Annotated in this window: 18 protein-coding genes and 1 tRNA gene; 12 read left to right on the forward strand and 7 right to left on the reverse strand. The window is 54.9% G+C overall.

What is annotated here, in order from left to right; all coding sequences use genetic code 11:
- Positions 1 to 410 precede the first annotated feature (410 nt).
- Positions 411 to 486: transfer RNA gene (locus tag N909_RS0115715), tRNA-Thr, on the reverse strand.
- 300 nt (positions 487 to 786) lie between these two features.
- Here N909_RS0115715 and N909_RS0115720 point away from each other — a divergent pair.
- From N909_RS0115720 to N909_RS0115735, 4 genes are all read left to right on the forward strand, one after another.
- Entirely contained in the window at positions 787 to 2,271 is a 1,485-nt protein-coding gene (locus N909_RS0115720) for a circularly permuted type 2 ATP-grasp protein (RefSeq protein ID WP_051689898.1), read from the forward strand.
- Positions 2,264 to 3,256 (forward strand): alpha-E domain-containing protein, encoded by a 993-nt coding sequence (locus N909_RS0115725; protein ID WP_029916819.1) that lies wholly within the window; start codon positions 2,264 to 2,266, stop codon positions 3,254 to 3,256. Before N909_RS0115720 ends, N909_RS0115725 begins: the two co-directional genes overlap by 8 nt.
- 10 nt (positions 3,257 to 3,266) lie before the next feature.
- Positions 3,267 to 4,178, forward strand: coding sequence for a transglutaminase family protein (locus tag N909_RS0115730; protein ID WP_051689820.1), 912 nt, complete (start codon positions 3,267 to 3,269; stop codon positions 4,176 to 4,178).
- A gap of 117 nt (positions 4,179 to 4,295) precedes the next feature.
- Positions 4,296 to 4,736: a Fur family transcriptional regulator gene (locus N909_RS0115735; RefSeq protein ID WP_029916824.1), complete on the forward strand. Its 441-nt coding sequence runs from the start codon at positions 4,296 to 4,298 to the stop codon at positions 4,734 to 4,736.
- 130 nt (positions 4,737 to 4,866) lie between these two features.
- On the opposite strand, the gene N909_RS0115740 is transcribed toward N909_RS0115735, so the two are convergent.
- The 6 genes from N909_RS0115740 to idnD form a co-directional block, all read right to left on the reverse strand.
- A complete protein-coding gene (locus tag N909_RS0115740; protein ID WP_029916827.1) occupies positions 4,867 to 5,991 on the reverse strand; it encodes an L-talarate/galactarate dehydratase in 1,125 nt (374 codons plus the stop codon).
- Positions 5,992 to 6,249: 258 nt separating this feature from the next.
- Positions 6,250 to 7,572 (reverse strand): TRAP transporter large permease, encoded by a 1,323-nt coding sequence (locus tag N909_RS0115750; RefSeq protein ID WP_029916829.1) that lies wholly within the window; start codon positions 7,570 to 7,572, stop codon positions 6,250 to 6,252.
- A complete protein-coding gene (locus N909_RS0115755; RefSeq protein ID WP_036683245.1) occupies positions 7,565 to 8,113 on the reverse strand; it encodes a TRAP transporter small permease subunit in 549 nt (182 codons plus the stop codon). The genes N909_RS0115750 and N909_RS0115755 overlap by 8 nt, the downstream gene beginning before the upstream one ends.
- An 86-nt stretch (positions 8,114 to 8,199) precedes the next feature.
- On the reverse strand, positions 8,200 to 9,213 hold the full coding sequence (dctP, locus tag N909_RS0115760) for a TRAP transporter substrate-binding protein DctP (protein WP_029916833.1): 1,014 nt from the start codon (positions 9,211 to 9,213) through the stop codon (positions 8,200 to 8,202).
- Positions 9,214 to 9,406: 193 nt separating this feature from the next.
- The gene (gene idnO / locus N909_RS0115770; RefSeq protein ID WP_029916835.1) at positions 9,407 to 10,171 is read right to left on the reverse strand and encodes a gluconate 5-dehydrogenase; all 765 of its coding nucleotides are present in this window, start codon (positions 10,169 to 10,171) and stop codon (positions 9,407 to 9,409) included.
- 73 nt (positions 10,172 to 10,244) lie between these two features.
- Entirely contained in the window at positions 10,245 to 11,291 is a 1,047-nt protein-coding gene (idnD, locus tag N909_RS0115775) for an L-idonate 5-dehydrogenase (protein ID WP_029916837.1), read from the reverse strand.
- Between the two features lie 326 nt (positions 11,292 to 11,617).
- On the opposite strand from idnD, the gene N909_RS0115780 reads away from it, so the two are divergent.
- The 8 genes from N909_RS0115780 to N909_RS0115825 all read left to right on the forward strand — a co-directional run bounded on the left by N909_RS0115780 (position 11,618) and on the right by N909_RS0115825 (position 22,662).
- Positions 11,618 to 13,786: a dihydroxy-acid dehydratase domain-containing protein gene (locus tag N909_RS0115780; RefSeq protein ID WP_029916839.1), complete on the forward strand. Its 2,169-nt coding sequence runs from the start codon at positions 11,618 to 11,620 to the stop codon at positions 13,784 to 13,786.
- Positions 13,787 to 14,143: 357 nt separating this feature from the next.
- Complete coding sequence (locus N909_RS0115785) at positions 14,144 to 14,890, forward strand: IclR family transcriptional regulator (RefSeq protein WP_029916841.1); 747 nt, start codon at positions 14,144 to 14,146, stop codon at positions 14,888 to 14,890.
- A gap of 240 nt (positions 14,891 to 15,130) precedes the next feature.
- The gene (locus tag N909_RS0115795; protein ID WP_029916843.1) at positions 15,131 to 16,231 is read left to right on the forward strand and encodes a sugar kinase; all 1,101 of its coding nucleotides are present in this window, start codon (positions 15,131 to 15,133) and stop codon (positions 16,229 to 16,231) included.
- Between the two features lie 247 nt (positions 16,232 to 16,478).
- Positions 16,479 to 17,099: a bifunctional 4-hydroxy-2-oxoglutarate aldolase/2-dehydro-3-deoxy-phosphogluconate aldolase gene (eda, locus tag N909_RS0115800; protein ID WP_029916844.1), complete on the forward strand. Its 621-nt coding sequence runs from the start codon at positions 16,479 to 16,481 to the stop codon at positions 17,097 to 17,099.
- Positions 17,100 to 17,117: 18 nt separating this feature from the next.
- Positions 17,118 to 18,560: a pyruvate kinase gene (gene pyk, locus N909_RS0115805; RefSeq protein WP_029916846.1), complete on the forward strand. Its 1,443-nt coding sequence runs from the start codon at positions 17,118 to 17,120 to the stop codon at positions 18,558 to 18,560.
- Positions 18,561 to 18,757: 197 nt separating this feature from the next.
- Positions 18,758 to 18,940 carry a hypothetical protein gene (locus N909_RS0115810; RefSeq protein ID WP_029916848.1) on the forward strand — a complete coding sequence of 61 codons (183 nt, stop codon included), beginning with the start codon at positions 18,758 to 18,760 and terminating at the stop codon, positions 18,938 to 18,940.
- A 66-nt stretch (positions 18,941 to 19,006) separates the two neighbouring features.
- Complete coding sequence (gene gap, locus N909_RS0115815) at positions 19,007 to 20,002, forward strand: type I glyceraldehyde-3-phosphate dehydrogenase (RefSeq protein WP_029916850.1); 996 nt, start codon at positions 19,007 to 19,009, stop codon at positions 20,000 to 20,002.
- Positions 20,003 to 21,015: 1,013 nt separating this feature from the next.
- Positions 21,016 to 22,662: an NAD-dependent malic enzyme gene (locus N909_RS0115825; protein WP_029916854.1), complete on the forward strand. Its 1,647-nt coding sequence runs from the start codon at positions 21,016 to 21,018 to the stop codon at positions 22,660 to 22,662.
- Positions 22,663 to 22,697: the final 35 nt, after the last annotated feature.

Genomic DNA, 22,697 nt, shown 5'->3' on the forward strand with positions numbered 1-22,697 from the left:
AAATTGGAAAGGTTTTGGTTATTGACGGTTGAACGATTCGCTGTTGAGCAGCAACCTGGCCGCGCCCTCTGAAGTTTAAGATGCTTCTGGAGTTGAGCAGACGAGTCAATGTCACGAATGGCGCTAGTTAAAGCAACTTTGCAGTAAACTCGGGACTGTCCCCAGGGTCATCGGGGGCTGTCCCAAGAGTTTGCGAGCCATGAAACTGTCGCGGTTAACACCGCAAAGACCTGGGACAGCCCCCGTGCGGGGACAGTCCCGGTTTTGCTGTCAGCGACTCTTAAACTAGCGTCATTCGTGAATGTCACTGGTGCTGCAGAAAAAAATACAATTATTTTTTTATGTCTATAAATGTCTATAACGCAAAACAAAAATGGGTTAGCAAATTACTTGCTAACCCATTGATTTTATGGAGCCGCCCATCGGATTTGAACCGACGACCTACTGATTACGAATCAGTTGCTCTACCAGCTGAGCTAGGGCGGCAATGAGGCTTGAATATCTACATCAAATGAGCCTATGAGTCAATATGCTTGAGTGGTTTTATGAAGCAGTTTTCTTGCGGGGGGCTTGATTTTCAAGGCCGTTGTTTATTCATTCATCAACCGTTGGGAATTTTGCTTAAAATTGTGGCAGGCAATGGTGGTGCGGTTCTGCTTATTGCTGCTGCGAGCCCGGGCAGGGAGGGGGGCTGCCTGAGAATGAATCAATTTCGGCAAAGAGGCATGAATTAAGCATGAGCGGAAAGGGTTGTTTCCCTCCCTTCCAGACGAGCGACCGATGCCGATGAAGAGCAAGCCAGAAGAGTTGTTTGACTGTTGCGATGCTGCGCCCTTTGATGAACTGCTCGGTTCAACAGGAACCGTCCGTCCTGTCTACCGCCGGGCCGTCGATTATTTTCAGCAACTTGGAGTCTCCGGTACCGAGGACCTGCAGCAGTCCGCGGATTACTCCCTGCTGAATCAGGGGGTCACCTTCACGGTGTATTCCGATGCCCGCGGAACGGAGAAGATCTTCCCCTTTGATCTGATGCCGCGGATTCTGTCGAGCCGGGAATGGCAGCATATCGAAGCCGGGGTGGTGCAGCGGATGACGGCCCTCAACCTGTTTCTGGAAGACGTCTACCACGACCAGAAGATCTTACGCGACGGCGTGGTTCCGACCCGGCAGGTGCTCGGCTCAAGCCTGTTCTGCCGGGAGATGACTGGACTCAACCCACCCGGCGGCATCCATGTCCATATCGGCGGGATTGACCTGATTCGCAATCAGTCCGGGGCTTTTCATGTCCTGGAAGACAATTTGCGGGTTCCTTCCGGGGTTTCCTATGTGGTCGAGAACCGCTGGGTTATGGCCCGGGCCCTACCGGAACTTATGGCCAATTATCGGGTCCGACCGGTCGATCATTACCCGCAAATGCTGTTCGAGAGCCTGGTCTCGTTGACCGACAATCCCAAGCCGACCATCGCGGTGCTGACTCCGGGAATCTACAATTCCGCTTACTTTGAACATTCCTTTTTGGCCGATCAGATGGGGGTGGAACTGGTGGAAGGGCAGGATCTGCTGGTCGATCAGGATGTCCTGTACATGAAATCGATCATGGGGCTGAAGCGGGTCGATGTCCTTTATCTGCGTCTCGATACCGATTTTCTCGATCCCCTGGTGTTTCGACCGGACTCCCTGCTCGGAGTACCGGGCCTGATGAACGCCTACCGGGCCGGGAATGTGGCGTTGGCCAATGCGCCCGGCAATGGCGTCGCCGATGACAAAGCCCTGTACGCCTATACCCCGGAGATCATCCGTTATTATCTGGATCAGGAGCCGATTTTGCCGATTATTCCCACCTACCTGGGCTCCCGCCCCGAGGATTTGCGCTATATTCTCGCTAATCTGGATGCTCTGGTGGTCAAACCCACCGATGCTTCGGGCGGCTACGGTCTGCTGGTCGGCTCCCATGCCTTCCGGGCCGAACTGGAACAGTTCCGGGAGCGGCTGCTGGCTCGCCCGGACGGCTATATCGCCCAGCCGATTCAGCAGCTGTCGACCCATCCTTCGTTTCTGGAACAGGAGGATGCAAAAGGGTTTTTCTCCCGCCATATCGATCTGCGCCCCTTTGCCGTGTGCGGCGCGGACGGGACGGTCAAGGTGCTGCCCGGCGGCTTGACCCGGGTGGCCCTGAAGCGCGGCAGCCTGGTGGTCAATTCGTCTCAGGGCGGGGGGAGCAAAGACACCTGGGTCCTCAGAGCCGAAAGCCGGGAGGGTGACGATGCTTAGTCGAATTGCCAGAAACACCTTTGAACTGGGGCAGCAGATCGAGCGGATCGAGAACATCGCCCGGCTGCTGGAGGTGAATGAGAAGATGACGGTGCAGGGGGACCTGTCTGCGGAGCTGGATCCCTGGACCCCGCTGCTTGCTGTCACTCGCAGTTTGGACGCCTATCATCAGGAATATGCCGAGGTCAACCGGGCCCGGGTGATCAACTACCTGCTCTGGGATGATCGGCACCCTTATTCAGTCAGTTTCTGCCTGTCGCGGGCACGGTTGCTGGCCAGGACGATCCGGGAACGCATCAGCGAGGAGATGTGGCTGCTGCTCAACAGTATGTACCATGATCTTCACAAGCTGCGGCACATCCGTGAACAGCATGAATTCAACTGGAAGATTCAACAGTTCTGCAACGCTTTTCACGGTCTGGCCGCAAATACCATGGTGCATGGCCACACCTGGCAGTTCCTGCAGTTAGGGACGGTGCTGGAACGGGCCCTGATGACCTGCCGTATTCTGGAAATGAAATATCATATCCTGTTGCCCACGGCCGCCGATGTCGGCACCCCCATCGACCTGCATCAATGGCAGGGGCTGCTGCGCTCGGTCTCCGGCTACGAGGCCTATCGCCGTCTTTACCTGGCCAGAATCGATCCGGCCAATGTTGTCAATCTGCTTTTGATCAATGCCCGCTTCCCGCGTTCGGTCCACTATTGTATTCAGCAGGCCCACCAGGGTTTGAAGGGGATCGGCATGTACAACGAGGAACAGTTCCGGCTGTTTATGGGGGTTGAAGAGTTCCTGGAGGATTTGCGCGAAGGCATTGACGGCCGGGAGATTCTGGCCGCCGGTCTGATGGAATTTCTGCAGGCTATGCAGGAACGGATCGAAGGGTTGATCGGCGCGACGCATCGGGCCTATTTTAATTCGATTACGGTCACGATTATTGATGAGCAGCAGCGTCGGCTTGCCATCCAGATTCCTCAGCAGTAAGGAAACAGCTATGGGCCCACTTGGCGCAGGTGAAAAAATTGTTCTCGAAGTCACCCATCAAACCAGTTTCAGGTATTCCAATGCGGTCAGTCAGTCGCACAACGAACTCCGCATGTCCCCCATTGATACCGGGCTGCAGCAGGTTCTGGAGCGTCACATCCTGATCGATCCGGCAGTGGCGCAGCGTGAACACCGCGACCACTTCGGCAACCTGGTGAGTCGGTTCAACATCCTTGAGCCGCATCAACAGCTGGACATAACCTCCACTGCCAAAGTGGAGACAACCAATGCCATTAGCTGCGGCCCGGAATCAAAGCCAGACCCGCGGCCGTATCGCGAACGCTGGATTGAGTTTCTCGACTGGTCTAACGGGGTTCCTTACCTGGAAGAGTATGGACTGATCCCGCTGGCCCGGGAACTGCACATGGATATGGATGAAGATGAGTTCTCTCAGGCGCTCTCAGAAATGGCCGGATATTTTTATCGGACCTTCTCTTATGATCCCGATGTGACCCACGTCTACTCAACTCCTAAGGATTTTTTTGCCAATGGCGCCGGGGTCTGCCAGGATATGGCCCATGCCCTGATCGGGGTTTTACGCCAGGCGCGAATTCCCGCCCGCTATGTCAGCGGTTATATTTTCGATCCTCCTGCCGGTCTGGAGGTCGGGGAATCGCTTCGCGGCAGCGGTGCAACCCATGCCTGGGTCCAGGCCTGGCACGAACGTTTCGGCTGGATCGGCATCGACCCGACCAATAATAAGCTGGTGGACTGGCAGTACATCCGCACCGCGGTTGGCCGCGACTATTTTGATGTACAGCCGATCCGGGGCGTGTTCCAGGGAGCCACCGAGCAGCGCATGACGGTTGCCGTACAGGTTGCCATTGCCGAATTCCCAGCCTCGGTCAGTGATCCGGTCTGAGTTTTCCTTGAATTTGCCGCTGCGGGCCGGTTGAAATTGGCGGTCAGAGCTCTTGACAGGGACCTGAGAGCTGCGATATTACTATTTAGTAATTATTCTTATTGAGGTGATGCCACAATGAACAGCCATCTTGCCGAGCAGTTGAAGGAATTTGAAACGGCCTGTCGCAGTGTCGATCTGCGCCTGACTCCGCAGCGCTTGGAAGTGTTTAAAGAACTGGCCAAGGCGAAGGATCATCCGACTGCCGAAGCGCTTCATCAGCGTCTGGTCAAACGCATGCCGACGTTGTCCCTGGACACGGTTTACCGAACCCTGGGCACCTTTGCTGAGCTCGGAGTGGTCAATAAAGTCGATACGGCAGAGAGCCAGGCCCGCTATGAAGTTCCGCATTTGCGCCATCATCACATGATCTGTCGGAAGTGCAAGAACATCATCGATTTTGAGTGGCCGCTGATTGACGAGGCGACCCTGCCGGAAAATGTCCAGGAATGGGGCCGGGTCGATCGCAAAAATATCGTGGTGTATGGCATCTGTCAGGATTGCCTGAAGAGCAAGTGATTATTTATCTCTCTCCAGGTAGCGATTTTTTTATCGCTATCCATAAGAAATATTCCTAAAAAAGAACAAGTATCTCATGGTTGGGATGCCTTGGTTCTATCGTCGTCGGTTCGCCATGCACAGGGGCTCGTTAGAGGCGGAAACTCTTGTTCGCCAGGGTCCTGGCGCGCATTTCCTCGCTCAGGGTTAAGCCCAACCCTGGCCGGGTCGGAACCAGCATTCGACCATCGGTCATCTCCAGTTTTTCATTGAACAGCGGTTCCAACCATTCGATGTGTTCGACCCAGGATTCGCTGGGGAAACAGGCGGCGAGATGAATATGGATTTCCATGACAAAGTGGGGCGCCATGGCCAGGCCGTGGTCGTAGGCCATGTCCGCCAGTTTCAGGAAGGGCGTGACCCCGCCCAGGCGCGGCGCGTCCGGTTGAATAATATCGACCGCGCGGTTTTTGATCAGGGCCGTCTGCTCGTTCATGCTGGAGAGCATCTCCCCGGTTGCGATGGGGGTGTCAAGGGCTGCGGCCAAGGCGGCGTGCCCTTCGGTATCGTAGGCATTGAGGGGTTCTTCGATCCAGACCAGATTGAACTGTTCGACGCTGCGGCCAAAGCGCAGGGCGGTGACGCGATCCCATTGCTGGTTAGCGTCGATCATGATCGGCACACTGTCGCCTAATGCTTGGCGCAGGGTGGCGACCCGTTTGAGGTCGGTGGCGACATCCGGCTGGCCGACTTTCATCTTGATCCCCTTGATCCCTTTGGCCAGTGCCGTTTGGGCTTTTTCAACCACCTCTTCAATGGGCGCCTGCAGATAGCCGCCCGAGGTATTGTACACCGGCAGGGACGCATGGTGGCTGCCGATCAGCTTGGCCAGGGACAGGCCGGCCCTTTTGGCTTTCAAGTCCCACAGGGCGGTATCAAAGGCGGCAATGGCCTGGATGGCAATGCCGCTGCGGCCGACGGATGCACCGGCCCACAATAATTTGTGCCAGATTTTACCGATATCGTTGGGGTCTTCACCCAACAGCAGAGGGGCCAGTTCCATGGCGTGTGCATACTGGCCGTCGCCGCCGTAGCGCAGGGCGTAACTGAACCCCATCCCTGCAATGCCCTGGGCCGAAGTCAGTTCGACAACCAGGACATCCACCGCTTCCAGAGCTTTTTGCCGGCCGGTCAGAACCTTGGCGTCACTGACTGCAAATTTAAGAGGAATTTTGACTTTCGATAATTGTAAAGAGGTGATCTGGTCATGGTTCATCTGTTCTTGCTCTCCTTGGTTTTGCAAAGGAATGGGCCGGGCGAAGGGCGGATCCGGCAGCTCCGATGCCTCTCTATGCCAGGTGGACTGCTGGTAATCTGGGCGCTGTTGTGGCTCCCTGTCAAACTTTTTATGATCCGGGGGCGGCTTTGCGTCTGTGGCCGGGCTGAGCGGTGAGGCCGCCGGCGGAAACAGCAAAGGCCGCCCGGTTGTTGACAGAGCGGCCTTTGCCTTTGCTGATTGGTGCGGGTGAAGCAATTAATTGTAAATGAAGCTCACCACCTCGGGGAAGATTATCAGAATAGCCAGGGTGGCGACCTGCATGAGAATGAACGGCCAGACCGATTTGAAGATGTCGGTCAGCTCAATGCCTTCCGGGGCGACACTTTTCAGGTAAAAAGCGGCCGGTCCGAAGGGCGGACTCAGGAAGGAAACCTGCATGTTTACACAGAACAGCACGCCGAACCAGATCGGGTCGTAACCCAGGCTGGTGATGATCGGCACGAAAATCGGCATGGTCAGCATGGCAACGCCGATCCAGTCGAGAAACATACCCAGGATCAGCAGGATGAACATCATGATCAAAATGGTGAACACCGGCGGCATGTCCAGGCCCATGAACAAGTCATGGATAAAGATGTCGCCGCCCATCAGATTGTAAACCCCGATGATCATGGTCGCGCCGATGCCGACCCAGATAATCATCCCGACAGTACGGATGGTGTGCTTGAGGGCATCGAAAATGACCGCAATACTCAATTCGCGACGCAGGGCGGCTGCAAAAGCGACACCGATAACCCCGACGCAAGCCGATTCGGTGACCGAAGCGATCCCACCATAGATGCTACCCAGAATCCAGCCCGCGATCAGCAGTGGCACCAGGATGTCCATGAACATTTTTTTGATCTCGGCGCGGCTCATGTTCTGCCATTCATTCTCGCCCATGGCCGGACCGTGATCCGGGAAGATGTTACAGATCACCAGGATATAGATCATGTACATCCCAGCCAGGATACAAGCCGCGGGAATGGCGCCGAGAAAGAGATCACCGATAGAGACGTTGGCGGTCATGCCGTAGATAATCAGCACGATACTAGGTGGCACCATGGTGCCCAGGGCTCCCCCCGCGGTCACGGTGCCGATGGCCAGCTTCTGGTTGTAGCCCAGGCGCAGCATCTGCGGCAGAGCGAGCATGCCAAGGAGCACGGTTTCGCCGCCGATAATTCCCGACATGGAGGCCAGGATAACGGCAACGATCATGCTCTGAATGGCAACGCCCCCCTTGATCCGGCCGGCCATGACGCGCATGGCGTTGTAGAGATCTTTGGCGATTCCGGTTTTATCAAGCATGGTGGCCATGAGCACAAACATCGGCACCGCAACAAAGGTGTAGGATGTTGTGAAGTCACTGACCCGTGCTGCGACCATCTGCATCATGTTGACATTGCCGAACCACAGATACGACATGGCCATAGCGATAAAGCCGGTCAGAAATCCCAGCGGCATCCCGACAAACAGCAGTGACAGCATCATCAGGAAGATGATGACAGTTCCGGTGGCAATTCCCAGGGCACTAAGCATTGGCGTTATCCTTCTCTAAATCTCTTTGGTGTGTCATCTCGTGGTACGAGAGCAGATGGCGTAACAGGTGCAAGATCACCAGAAAAACCAGCATGACGCAGGTTGCGAAGAAAAATCCTTTATTCAGGGCCGGGTACGGAAGATCCAGGGCGCTGCCGGAGGTCTGCATGCGGAAAGTGCCAAAGGGTGAGAAAAAGGCATCTCTCGCAGAACAATAGGCGCCGTAGGTCATCATCAGTGAAAACACCAGAGTGCACATTTCGACAAACAGTGCGGAAAACCAGCGCAGCTTGGGAGGAAAACTGTCGGAGATAAAGGTCATGGCGATGTGTTTTTCGTCGGCATAACAGGCGACTCCGCCGAACAACATGGCCAGACTGACCAGGAATGAGGTCGTCTCATGCACCCACAGGGTAGGAGCGTTGAAGACGTACCGCATGACGACTTCAAAAAAACTGATGCAGACCACGATCAAGAACAGGATCGAGACAAAGTGCCCTGCACGAATAAAAATGCGGTCGATTACCAGACTCGGTTTCATTAGACTTCACCTTGTGCTTGTTGCACAGCAACGGGGACTGTCGGAATGCTCCTGGTCCCCGTTGCTGAAGGATAACGACAATGGGCTTAATTCATGCCCTGGGATGCCAGGTATTTCTGCAGGGCATCGTAGTACATTTTGCCGATTTCCGATTTTTTAGCAGTCTCTTCCCAAATTTCACGAGCATAGCTGCGGACTTTGCCTTTTTCCGCGTCGCTCCAGGCAATCGGGGTGATCCCTTTTTTGACAGCTTCACCGAAGGCGATACGGTCTTCATAGTGAGGGCGCAGCATGGAGTCGAGGGCCATTCCTTTGAAGAACATCTGCATGAAGATCTGGTCGTTTTCCGGCAGTGCTTTCCACTCATCGAGGTTCATGATGATATGCACGGTCGGTGAAGAGTGAATCCCCGGGTAGATGGGGTATTTGGCGATGTCGAGAACGCCGGTTTTGTAGTTGCCGGAAAAGGTGGTGTAGTCGGCGGCGTCAATAACACCTTTTTCCAGGGCAGTATAGACTTCGGAACTGGGCAGGCCAACCGGAGCTGCACCCATTTTGGCGAACAGTTTTTGGATCGGGCCGGACGGTGCCCGCATTTTAACGCCTTTGAAATCAGCGACGCCTTTCAACGGAATTTTGGACGGCAGGGATTCCGCTCCGGTCATGGCAACACCGATGAGTTTGGCGCCGTAAGCGTTGAAGATTTTGTCAACAACTTCCATGCCGCCACCGAAATAATAGAATTTGAACATGTCTTCATCGGTATTCCAGGCGCTGATAGTATCGCCGATCAGACCGAAACCCGGATCGTCACCGGAGTACCAGGCTGAAGTCGAAATGGCGCCATCGATGATTTTGTTGCGAACGCCGGTCAGCAGGTCGGTTGACTTAACGACGGCATCCAGGGGGAGCAGGTCGATATGGATACGACCGTTAGAAGCTTTTTCGACAGCATCGGTCCATTTTTTCTGAACTTCGTAGGAGGGTTCTCCAGCAGCATTGGTGCTGGCGAATTTAAGGTTGATCTGTGCTGCGAACACGCTTGTCGCGATCAAACTCAGCGACAGGATAAGCAAGCTCACCATTGATAACTTCTTCATCTTCGTCTCCTTCGTGTCTACCGGTTAAAAATGTCAATAAACCAGGCTGTTAAGCAACGGCCTGAACGAGCCCCTAAATAGGGCGGACTAAGAGCAACAGGGTGCCAATGTTTGTCTTGGTGGCTGAAGCCAGCAATCTTTCAATCAATGCACCGGAACGAATTTTTACGGCGGTTTTTAGTGGCAACTTTGATTAAACAGCGGCCAACATTCCGCCGTCGACGAACAGCAGGTGCCCGTTGACAAAATCCGAAGCTTGCGAACCGAGGAAAACCGCGGCGCCGATCAGTTCTTTCGGATCCCCCCAGCGGTTAGCCGGAGTCCGGTTGCAGAGCCATTTAGTGAATTCTTCATTTTCGACCAGGGCTTTGGTCATGTCGCTTTTAAAATAGCCGGGAGCGATACCATTGACCTGGATGTTGTAGCGGGCCAGTTCGACGCACATGCCCCTGGTCAGCATCTTGACCGCCCCTTTGGAGGCCGCATAGGGAGTGATGGTGTCGCGGCCGAGTTCCGACTGCATGGAGCCGATATTAATGATTTTGCCGGCTTTTCGCTTCACCATGTAGGCGCCGACCACCTGGGAGACCAGGAACACTGATTTCTGGTTGACATTGATGACCTGATCCCATTCTTCTTCCGGAAATTCAAGGAATGGATGGCGGCGCTGAATTCCGGCATTGTTGATCAGGATATCGATCTGCCCGATGCTGGTTTCGATCTTTTCCACGCCTTCGATAATGGCCTGTTTGTTGGTGACATCAAAGGCGACCGCCGCAGCGTCGTAGCCTTCAGCAACCAGTTCCTGGGCGGCTTTTTCAGCCCGGTCCTGGGTGATGTCGTTGATGACAACGCTGGCGCCGTGGGCAGCCAGGCCGCGGGCAAGGAGATTGCCAATGCCTTGGGCCGATCCGGTGATCAGGGCGCGTCGATTTTCCAGATTGAATAAGTTTTCCATGGTCAGGTTCTTTCCTTTAGGAGTTGGTTTATCGATATCTCAATGGCGTATCCGTTTGCCGGGCCGGGCAAGATCAGGAGAAAGACAGCTGAACCTTGACGGCCTTGGTTTTATCGCTGGCAAACTCCAGGGCTTCGACCACTTCGGCGTAGGGGAAGACCTTGGTCAGCAGCGGGCGGGGATCGACCAGTCCTTTTTCCAACCAGCGCACGGCGGTCGCGTATTCCGCAGTAAAGCGGAAGGCACCGACGAATTTGACTTCTTTGGCCAGAAACTTGGTCAACGGAATGTCCACCATGCCCGGGCGCATGCCCACCTGAACCATGACCCCGCCAGCCTTGGTCAGTTCAATATTGGACTGAATCGCCGGAATAGCGCCGGAGGCCTCGAAGCTTGCGTCAAAGTAGCCTTTGCCAGCCTTGAACTGGCTCATATCGTCTGCCGCCGGGTTGTAAACGGCATCGGCACCCATGGTCAGGGCCAGCTCACGGCATTGTTCAGCCAGGTCGGTGGCGACGATCTCACCCGCACCCGCCGCTTTACAGGCGGCAATGATCAGGCAGCCGATGGGGCCGGCGCCAGTGACCAGAACTTTTTTACCGAGGATGCTGCCGGCCTGGTTGACGGCATTGATAGCTACGGCCAAGGGTTCGGAGAAGGCCATTACTTCATCGGGGACCTGGCTGTCATAGGGGATGCACTGGTCGGGTCTGACCACCACGTATTGAGCAAAACCGCCGTCGACATGGGGATTGAGCATCGCACTGCCAAAGAAACGCATATCCAGGCACTGGTTGCTGCGTCCGGACAAGCAATACTCGCACTGATGACAGGGCCGACTGGGGTTGACCGCAATCTTTTGGCCGTTGCGCTCATCGTCCGTGACCATGGTGCCGATGACCTCGTGGCCGAGGACCATGGGGTGCTGCAGTTTAAAATCGCCGACCCCGCCTTCCTGATAGTAATGGATATCCGAGCCGCAGATCCCGCCACGGCTGATTTTGACCAGAATCTCTGCCGCGGGGTCGTAGCTGATTGTTTTCGAGGTGACAGCGACGTCTTTGGGGCCTTTGACGTAGCAGGCATCGAAGCTGATTTGCTTGGTGGTAGCGTTGCTCATGGTTGAACTCCCGATAATGCGAATTGAAATAGTGTTTTTATAGTGGCCTGACCTGCCGGCAGCGTCGCTGCAGCCAACGGCACCTTGTTCAACCCTCAAAATCCGCTCCGGGTAAAACAAAAACAGTGAAAAGAGGGTGGTAACAAGAGTCAAACTATATTATCATCGTTTCATAATATGATTACTTTTAAGCCAACTGCCTGCAGAGGTCAACCTAAAAATAATTTCTTGGCCAGTCGGGAAAAGAGCTGTGCTGACCCTGTCCGCCGGTGGCCGGAGACGGCTTATTCCGACAGCCTTGCAATTCATTCAACAAAGGGGAAACAATGAGCGAAAACAGTTTTACCGATCTGATTATCGAAGAAGGATATAATCCTTATCGTGAATGTATCCAGGGCACTGCAAATGAGCCGATCTGCGTGCTCGCCGTTATCAACAAAGCCTGGGACCAGGTCCGGGAGATTGCCCCGGCCCTTGATCCAGGCGCCATCACCCAGGCCGAGATTGTTCACCGTCTGGTGATCAATAAGCCGCGGATCGCTGTCATCACCGGATCCGTCGACCATCCGGCCCATCTGCGCGACGATTTGCATATCAGCCTTGCGGTGCTGCGGATCTGGCAGAATGGCGGGGTTCCGTTTGTCTTCGGTATTCCGGTTATCTGTGACGGCACGGCGCAGAGCAATATTGGCCAGAGCTACTCCCTGGCTTCCCGGAACCATACTGCCTCGGCCGTCAATATCACCTTTGAGGGGCATTCCTATCATGCCGCCTATGTGCTTTCCAGTTGCGACAAGTTTCCCGCAGCCGTGCTCTCCGGCCTGGCCGCGGCAGATCTGGCCCGCAGCCATGTCGAGCGGCAGCAGGCTCCGGTCTGGGCTCTGTTCGTACCCGAGCATGTCTTGAAGGGCGGCTCGATCCCGGCCACCACCAAGGCCAAGCTGAACGCACTGATGGACCAGGCCCGAGCCCAGGGGCATGGCGACCTGGCTGAAGATATTGCCGAGAATATGCGCTATATCCTGCAATGTTCTTCAGACGAAGCCTTTCTCGGCCAGCTTAATCGGGCGGTACAACTGGATCTGCTGGCTGAGGCGGATGCCCGGCAGATTTTGAACGAACTGGCTGCGGCGACCTGTGACGCCAAGGGCGGGGTCTGTGCCTTCAATGGAACCGGCAACTCGTCCCGGACTTTGATCACCGCCCTCGGTTTTGCCCCGCCGGAGGCCGAACTGCTTATCGATGCCCCTGCGCCGGACATCGTTTGCGGCGCGGTTGATCTGCTTTATTCCAGCCTCAACAAAAAACATCTGCGCGTGACCGAGATTATCGGGCGCAACTTCAAGAATGCCGTCCGCCTGCACAACACCACCGGCAGTTCGTCCAATATCCTCCTCCATCTGCCGGCGATCATGCGTTACGCCGGCTACGACATCTCGATTCTGGATTATGAGCAGGTCCGCGCCGAGACGCCGGTTCCTGAACTGTTTGCCCACAGCCTGACCGCCGGGCGCGATACCTTTGTCCTGGCTCAGCAGTTCCTCAAGGGGCAGCACCGCGGTATCGACAGTCTGTATCGGGTGCTCTCCGATCTGGGGATCGCCATGGACCTGGACGCACCGACCATGACCGACCGCAGTTGGGGGGAACGGATTGCCGACCTGAATGTGCCGGTGGCCCCGGAGTTGGGCGAAAATGCCATTATCCGCACCGCGCCGGTGCGCCAAGCTTCCGGTGTGGAAGTCCTGCGCGGGAACTTCATGTCCACGGCTATCGTCAAATTGGCTGGCATGACCGACCGTCAGCTCGACCGCTTTAACGATCAGCTGCTGTTCGTCCGCTATTATGAGAACGAGCATCTCTGTATCGACGAGATCTCTTCCCCCCGGCTCATGGAGATCCTCGGCAAGGTGGTCGAGACCGTTCCCTTGCCCCTGATCAATGCCGTTCTCAGTCACAACTCAAAAGGGGCGATCACCTCTTTCGACAGTACCAAGATGCATGATCTGGTGGCTGCCGGCGCCCTCTCTTTTGCCTTTGTCATCGCCGGGCAGGGGCCGCGGGCCTTCGGTATGCCGGAAATGTTTGCTCCGGCTCATCACCTCAAACACCATCAGGTCCTGGAGGCGTCCTCAATCCTCATGACCGATGGCCGCTACTCTGGGGTGACCAAGGGCGCTTGCGTCGGCCATGTGACTCCGGAAGCGTTTGCCGGCGGCGGGATCGGTTCCCTGATCGATGGCGATATCCTCCGGTTTAATCTGCACGATAATCGTCTTGATGTCGTCGATGTCGAGGCCCTGGTCAACGGAACCTTGAGGGTTTACCAGGAGTTACCGGAGCGTACTGCCCTGGTTAACGAGCGTCAGCACAAGATGCAGCAACGGCTGCGGCAGATTGCGGCCAGTAACCTGATGAGTGATGTTACCAGCGCGGAAAAAGGTTGTGTTCCGCAGGCCGTTGACTTGCGGGCGGAAAACCCGCTGCCGTCCTGATCTTCTGAACAATGGGTGGGGGCAACTGTCAACCGCAGTTGCTCCCATCTCCTGTCCCTTGGGAGCCTGTCTGCCATCCCCTGACCCCAGCCGCAAGATCCCCGAAGGCCTTATGTGCCGACCTGGCTTTTTTGCTCCAATCAATTGTGTTCCGGTTCTTTTTCTTTGTTGTCTCGCCTCTGTCTGCGACCTGCTCGGCTCTGGCCAGTCTGTGCTGGAGCGGTGGTCCTTCAGCCTTGGTAAAAGAGGGTCACTGTAACGATGTTGTCGATCTGAAATACCATTGACAGAGATCGTTGAATGGGATAGCATCCAAATACAGATATTAACTCCAAATATGGGATTTTCGGAGACGGCATGAATCCTCTTTATAAAATCTTTGCCATTCTTGAAGCTGTTGTTGCCCAGCAGAGCAGGGGCGTCACCTATTCGGACGTCGTTGCCGCAGTGGATCTTCCCAAGTCATCCGTTCACCGGATTCTGCGCGACCTGACCGATGTCGGCTATCTCGACTACAATCCGGAGAGCAAAAAGTATTTCGGTAGTTTGCGGCTGGCCGCGACCGGCGCGGAAGTCATGACCCACTATCAGCTGCGCAAGCACGTCAGGCCGCACCTCGAAGCGCTCAATAAAGCCACCGGGCATACCACCAACCTGGGCGTCCTTGACGGAACCATGGGGGTCTTTGTCGAGAAGATCGAGTCGAAGGATTATGGGATCCGGCTGTTTTCGGAAGTGGGTAAGCGCTTTCCCCTCTACTGTACCGGGATGGGGAAATCGATGCTGGCTTTTGCCGAAGCTGAAACCATCGACAAGGTTCTCGCCGAGCCCTTGCCTCCCCTGACCGATAAAACGGTCACCAATCCCAATATGTTGCGCAAACAATTGCTGGAGATCCGCGAGCAGGGGTATGCCCTGGATCTTGAGGAGATCACCCGCGGGATCGTCTGCGTGGCAGCGCCGTTATTGGGATTCCGTCGGCAACTGGTTGGAGCTATCAGTATCACGGTGCCGTCCTATCTGCTCGATGAACGGGGGATTGAAAGCGAGATTGAGGCGGTGAAAAGATGCGCGGCCGTTATTTCGCAGTCGCTGGGCTGCTAGCAGGCTGTTGAAAAACAGCCTGATGAGCCCATGGACGAGCGATCAAAATCAATGGCGGCCTTGGAAGTCATTGATTTTGTAAGGTGGAGAACATCGCACTTTTCTCCACCGGGCTTGAAAAAGGCTAAGGATGGACTTTTTCAACAACCTGCTAGTCGCCCAGCAAGCTGTGCATGTTATAGACATCCCTGCCGGAAGGTTCCGCGGGGTTAACCAGAACAAAATTTTTCGGAGGTGAAAATGGGTAATTTTGCAGTGAAGCCGGCCAAGGAATGTCGTTTCGACATTCTGTCTTTGGGAGAGGTTATGTTGCGTCTCGACCCGGGTGAGGGCCGTATCCGGACTTCGCGTCAGTTTCGGGCCTGGGAAGGCGGCGGTGAGTACAACGTCGCCAGGGGTTTGCGCCGTTGCTTCGGTCAGCGCGCCGCCGTGGTGACCGCATTCGCCAAAAACGAAGTCGGCCTGCTCATGGAAGACCTGATTCTGCAAGGCGGCGTTGATACCTCCCTGATCAAATGGGTCGATTATGACGGCATCGGCCGGACCGTGCGCAACGGGCTGAACTTTACCGAGCGCGGTTTCGGTATCCGCGGCGCCGTCGGTTGTTCCGATCGGGGTAATACCGCCGCCTCCCAGATCAAAGCCGAGGATATCGACTGGGAATACATCTTTGGCGAGTTGGGCGTGCGCTGGTTCCATACCGGCGGGATCTATGCCGCACTCTCCGAAACCACCGGCGATACCGTTATTGCCGCTGCCAAAGCTGCAAAAAAATACGGCACCATCGTTTCCTACGACCTGAACTATCGCCCCTCGCTGTGGAAAGGGTTCGGCGGACTGGAAAAATGCCGTGAGGTCAACCGCGAAATCGCCAAGTATGTCGATGTCATGATCGGAAACGAAGAGGATTTCACCGCCTGCCTCGGTTTTGAAGTGGAAGGGGCTGATGAGAACCTGACCGACCTGGATGTCAACTCGTTCCAGAAAATGATCAAAAAAGCGGTCGCCGAATTCCCCAATTTCAAAGCGACGGCCACCACCATGCGCGGGGTCAAAACCGCAACGGTCAACGATTGGGGTGCCATGTGCTGGGTGGACGGCGAGTTTTACACCTCAACCCACCGTCCGGGGCTCGAAATCATGGACCGGGTCGGCGGCGGAGACAGCTTTGCTTCCGGTTTTATCTATGGTCTGATGATCCTGGGGGACCCGCAGCTGGCCGTGGAATACGGTGCTGCCCATGGCGCGCTGGCCATGACCACTCCGGGAGATACCACCATGGCATCTTTGTCCGAAGTTGAAAAAATCGTTGGCGGTGGCGGTGCCCGCGTCGATCGCTGAAAAACAGGACTGACCCGACCGGATAACCGGTCGGGTTCTTTAGCATAGTTTTCATCCGGAAACGGCCCTTTTCCGCTGTGGCGGTGTCAATCTGTGGGTTTTCTTGTGCGGCGTAAAGTACTACGCCTCCGCACAACCCCTTGATTTCCTTGCCACAACGAAAAATTGCTCGTTTCCAATCTGAAAACTTAGCCGTTGCCCTGCGGAGTTTCCGGATGGCAACTAGCATAGAAAAGGATCTCTAGAGATGATCAATGAACTTAAAAAACGGCCAATTATTCCCGTTATCGTGATCGATGATGCCGCTGACGCATTGCCCCTGGCAGAAGCTCTCCTCGAAGGCGGCATGGACGTCATCGAAGTGACTTTCCGTACTGCAGCCGCGGCCGAGGCCATTTCGCTGATCGGCAAGAAATTCCCGGAAATGCTCCTTGGCGCAGGAACTCTGTTGACTGAAGAGCAGGGCCAGCGGGCTCTTGATGCCGGAATCAAGTTCGGCCTGGCCCCGGGGCTGAACCCGGACGTGGTCAACTTTTTTAAAGCCAAAAACACCTTGTTCATTCCCGGGGTGATGACCCCCTCGGAAATCGAGCAGGGACTGGCGCTGGGCTGCAAATTGCAGAAATTCTTCCCGGCGGAAGCCGCCGGCGGCATTAAAATGCTGAAAGCGCTGGCCGGTCCCTATGCCAGCCAGGGGCTGCAGTTCTGCCCCACCGGCGGGGTCAGCCTGGCCAACATGAATGATTACCTGGCCTTGCCGATTGTCAGCAACATCGGCGGTTCCTGGTTGGCCACCAAGCAGCAGATTGCCGACAAGCAATGGGGGGCGATCACCGCGCAAGTCAAAGACGCTCTGGCCAAGGTTTAAGGGAAAGAATAGCAACCTATGTACAAACATACCAAGATCGTCGCAACGTTGGGACCTGCTTCTTCCGAAGAAAAAATGCTCGAGCAACTGATCGAGGCAGGGGTTTCGGTTTTTAGATTGAATTTTTCCCATGGCGACCATGCTGACAAGGCCGCTCTGATCGAACGGATTCGGCGGGTCTCTTCCCGGGCTGGCCGGGCCATTGCCATTCTCGGCGATCTGCAGGGTCCCAAGATCAGGGTCGGACTGCTCAAAGATGGTGGCATCACCTTGACCCCGGGGGAAGAGGTGATTGTCACTTCCCGCGAGGTTCTTGGGGAGACCGGCGTTATCCCGACGATTTACAAAAATCTTCCCCAGGATGTCAAGGCGGGCAATCAGATCCTGCTCGATGATGGCCTGATGGAACTGGAAGTCCTCGAAACCCTGGCAACGGATGTTCGTTGCCGGGTTCGTTTCGGTGGTTTCCTCAAAGACCGCAAAGGGATCAATCTGCCGGGGGCTGCGGTGTCCGCGCCGTCTTTGACCGAAAAGGACCTGCTTGATCTGCAATTCTGCATCGACCAGCAGGTCGACTACCTGGCGTTGTCTTTTGTCCGTAAGGCGGCAGATGTGGTCGATCTGAAACAGCGTCTGAAGGTGGCTGGTTCGACGATCAAGGTTATTTCAAAAATCGAGAAACCGGAAGCGGTCGATAATTTTGACGCCATCCTGGAGGTGACGGACGGGGTTATGGTTGCCCGCGGCGATCTTGGGGTTGAGATTCGCCCGGAAAAGGTTCCGCTGATTCAGAAAAATATCATTCACAAGTGCAACCTGGCCGGGAAACCGGTGATCACCGCAACTCAGATGCTGGAAAGCATGATCAGCAATCCGCGCCCGACCCGCGCCGAAACCTCGGATGTTGCCAATGCCATTCTCGATGGCACCGACGCCGTCATGCTGTCAGCGGAAACTGCTGCCGGGCAGTACCCGGTGGAAGCGGTCCGCCTGATGAGTAAGGTTGCCAATGATATTTCCAGCGCCTCGATCTCCCGGGGCCGGCCTCATCGGCTGACCTGCCAGAATTGCGAAGGGGCTCTCGATCTGTCCGAGGCGATCGGACAGACCGCTTCACGGATTTCGGAAATGGTTGGCGCCAAAGCGATTTTGGCTTTCACCAAAAGCGGCAGTACTGCGGCGTTGGTTGCCAAGTATCGGCCTTCGATTCCCATTATCGCGGTAACCCCCTCAGCGGTCGTCTCACGGCAACTGGCTCTCTATTCCGGGGTTCAGTCCCTTGAGGTCGATGTTCAGGGGACCACCGAGTCGCAGATTGAATGGGTGGCCAAGGCGGTCCTGGATGCCGGCGCCCTGCAGACCGGGGATATTGTGGTCATCACCATGGGCAGCCCGGTCTCCGGTTCGGGATCAACCAATCTGCTCAAGGTTCATCAACTCGGAGATGTCCTGCAGGAGTAGCAAGATAATGAAAAAGTCCGTTTGGAGATTTTTTCAAGCACGGTGGGGAAAAATTGGAAGTGCCCCACCTTACAAAATCGCTGAGGTCGAGAATCCGCATTGATTTTGTTCGCCCATTCCTGGGCAGAGCAGCCTGTTTTGCAACGGCTGCCAGGTTTTTTGTTTGGGAAAAGACCAGACAGGTTATGGAGTTCATCATGCAAAAGCTGTTTAAAGCCAAGAAGAATATTGCCGGCCTGCGTTTTTCCGTGACTGCCGGTGATATTGTCAGCGGGATACAAACTGGCCCCTGCTTTACGATATATCCGCTCCACAGAAACGATATATCCATAGCCGGGATCCCGGCACATTATCTGGAAGAGCAGGACAGCAAAGCTTAACCCGGACAAGATGTTATACTGTCCAGTATCTTTCAAATTTAACGTGACAACGAAAAGGAAATGCTTATGTCAAAAAAAATAGCTATCAATGGATTCGGCCGTATTGGACGTAACGTTTTTCGTGCAGCCCAAGGCAACCCTGATTTTGATATTGTGGCGATCAACGATCTGACCGATGCTGCAACCCTGGCGCATTTGCTTAAATATGACTCTGTGCATGGTATTTTCAGCGGCGATGTGGCTGCTGAAGGAGATAACCTGATTGTCAATGGCAAAGCGGTTAAGATCCTCAGCGAACGCGATCCGGCCGCACTGCCCTGGGGCGATCTGGGAGTCGAGATCGTCATTGAGTCGACCGGTCTGTTCACCAAGCGTGCCGCCGCGCAAAAGCATATTGATGCCGGTGCCAAAAAAGTTGTCATCAGCGCTCCCGGCAAGGAAGTCGATCTGACCGTCTGCATGGGGGTCAACGAGCAGGATTACGATGCGACCAAGCACCATATCCTCTCCAACGCGTCCTGCACCACCAACTGTCTGGCCCCGGTTGCCAAAGTGCTGCTCGAGTCCTTCGGGATCGTCAAGGGGATGATGACCACCATCCATTCCTATACCAACGATCAGCGGATTCTCGATCTGCCCCACTCTGACATGCGTCGCGCTCGGGCGGCTGCGCTGTCGATGATTCCGACCACGACCGGCGCTGCCAAAGCGGTGTCCCTGGTCTTGCCGCAGCTCAAAGGAAAACTGGACGGGCTGGCTGTCCGGGTTCCGACTCCCAACGTTTCCCTGGTTGATGTGGTTGTCGAAACCGAGAAAAAAACCTCTGTTGAGGAGGTCAACGCTGCTTTGAAAGCTGCTGCTGAAGGTCCGCTGAAAGGAATTCTTGAATTCTGCGAACTGCCGCTGGTGTCCAAGGACTTCAACGGCAATGCCGCTTCATCCATTGTTGATGGGCTTTCTACTGCGGTCATGGACGGTTCCATGGTCAAAGTTCTGTCCTGGTATGACAACGAATGGGGCTATTCCAACCGGGTTCTTGACCTGGTCAAGTATATTTCCTGAAACGGAAATTCACAGGACAATCTGCGTAGCCCGACGCCGGGCTACGCAGCAAAATCAATAAAGAGGTTTTTGGTTTATTGATTTTGCGAGATCGGGACCAGAGAATTTTTCCCGATCGGATGTGGAAAAGTCGCCGGATGGGCTTTTCCGAAAAACCGTTAGACACGATGTTTCACCCGAGGAGCAAACTACCTTCTGCCCTCACCAGGCCGGTCAACTTGTTGACCGGCCTTTTTTTATACGGCGATCATGGGAATTCCAAGAACTTGCACGCTGTACTGCTGCCTTGAATATCTCACCCGAACATCGCTGCTGTGCCCTTGGAGGGTGCTTAATACCGACGTTTGCAAAAAAAATAAAGATCCGATAAAAATATTATTGACAATCATTATCAAAATTGTTAGATATAAACCATCAACAATTTGTTGTGGCAGGCGAGTTGTTGATCTACACCAAATCTCTTCGAGAAACCTCTCAAACATTGTGCCCCGTGACACCCCTCCTGATCACGGGGCTTTTTTTTTCTTGGCGTTTACGATATGGTACGGCATCATTTAAGGTAATTTTTATTCAGCCTTTATTTGATAGGCCGGGTTTAGCTGTTACCAGCTAGTTTTCATCCGGAAACGGCCCTTTTCCGCTGTGGCGGTGGCAATCTGCGGGTTTTTTGTGCGGCGTAAAGGACTACGCCTCCGCGCAACCCCTTGATTTCCTTGCCATAACGAAAAATTGCTCGTTTCCAATTTGAAAACTTAGCCGTTGCCCTTCGGAGTTTCCGGATGGCAACCAGCTAAACACCAAATGATTGCAGGCCATCTATGCCTTCAGTCCGGCGGGCGGTTATTTGTTTTTTGTGCGGGCGCTATCCTTCCCCAACCAGAACATGATGGTGATTGATATCGTTCCGTTCTTTTATTGTGTGTTTCAATTTAGCGAGAGTAGCGTGCAGGCCGGCCGATCATGACCGGTTCTGCTGAGATCCCACCCTTTTACTAATGCCTGAGGTGATTATTATGATTGAAAAAGTTGAGAACAGTCTTCCGACAGGAACAGCCCTGTTGCAGGATCCGCTGTTGAACAAAGGAACTGCTTTTTCCGCTGAAGAACGAGAAACTCTGGGACTTAAAGGGCTCCTTCCGCCCAAGATTTTCACGATGGAAGAGCAGGTTGCCCGGGTTTTGGAAAACTATCGTCAGAAGAAGACCGATCTGGAACGTTATATTCACCTCGCCAGCTTGCAGGATCGCAATGAGACCTTGTTTTATCGGGTTTTGATGGACAACCTGGATGAAATGATGCCGATCGTTTACACCCCGGTGGTCGGCCAGGCCTGTCAGCAGTTCGGCCACATTTTCCGGCGTCCGCGGGGCCTTTACATCAGCTACAAAGAGCGCGGCAATATCGCCGAGATTCTGAAAAACTGGCCTCGTAAAGATGTTCGAGTGATCGTCGTGACCGATGGCGAGCGGATTCTCGGCTTGGGCGATCAGGGTGCCGGCGGCATGGGTATCCCGGTGGGCAAGCTATCTTTGTATACCGCCTGCGCTGGTATTTCCCCGGCCCAGTGTCTGCCGGTCATGCTGGATGTCGGCACCGAAAACGAAGGCTATCTGGGCGATCCCCTTTACCTGGGGATTCGTCAGCATCGGGTCCGCGGTCAGGAGTTTGACGATTTCGTTGCTGAATTCATGAACGCTGCCAAGGAAATCTGGCCGGATGTGCTCATTCAGTTCGAAGATTTCGCCAACAGCAACGCATTCCGGCTGCTGGAAAATTGGCGTGACAAAATCTGCTCCTTCAATGACGACATGCAGGGAACCGCAGCAGTGAGTCTGGCCGGGTTGTTCTCGGCATTGCGGGTGACCAAAAAATCCCTGGGCGAGCAAAAAATTCTCTTCCTTGGGGCCGGGGAAGCCGGGATCGGCATCGCCGACCTGATTGTTTCCGCCATGGTTGATGAGGGTGATACCCTGGAAGAAGCGCGGGCCAAATGTTGGTTCGTTGATTCCAAGGGCCTGGTTGTCAAAAGCCGGGATAATCTGGTTGAGCATAAGCTGCGTTTCGCTCATGATTATCCGTTTGAACCGGACTTTTTGAGCGCCGTCAAATCTCTCAAGCCCACCGCCATTATCGGTGTTTCGACGATTCCCAAAACCTTTAATCAGGAAGTCATCCAGACCATGGCCGAGCTGAATGAGCGGCCGATTATTTTTGCTCTCTCCAATCCGACCTCAAAGTCCGAGTGTTCTGCGGAAGAGGCTTATACCTGGTCTGACGGCCGCGCCATTTTTGCCAGCGGCAGCCCGTTCCCGCCTTGTGTCTTCAAGGGGCAAACCTATGTCCCGGGCCAGGGGAACAACGCCTATGTCTTTCCGGGGATCGGCCTGGGCGCGGTCGCCTGCAAGGCGAAAACAGTGACCGACCGGATGTTCTCCCAGGCAGCCCGGGCTTTGGCCGACCAGGTCCTGGAAAGCGATCTGGAGATGGGACGGATGTATCCGGCCCTGAGCCGGATTCGCGAGGTGTCTGCCTATATCGGTGCCGCAGTGGCCGAAGTGGCCTTCAATGACGGCGTGGCTGGCATTGAAAAGCCTGCCAATGTTCTGGAATTTGTCCGTTCGCAGCAATGGGCGCCAGAGTATCGGAACTATGTAAAATAATGACCAGCGCTTGCTGATTAAAAAAGCCGCGGTCA

This window comes from Pelobacter seleniigenes DSM 18267 (genome assembly GCF_000711225.1).
GTDB classification, from domain to species: Bacteria; Desulfobacterota; Desulfuromonadia; order Desulfuromonadales; family Geopsychrobacteraceae; genus Seleniibacterium; species Seleniibacterium seleniigenes.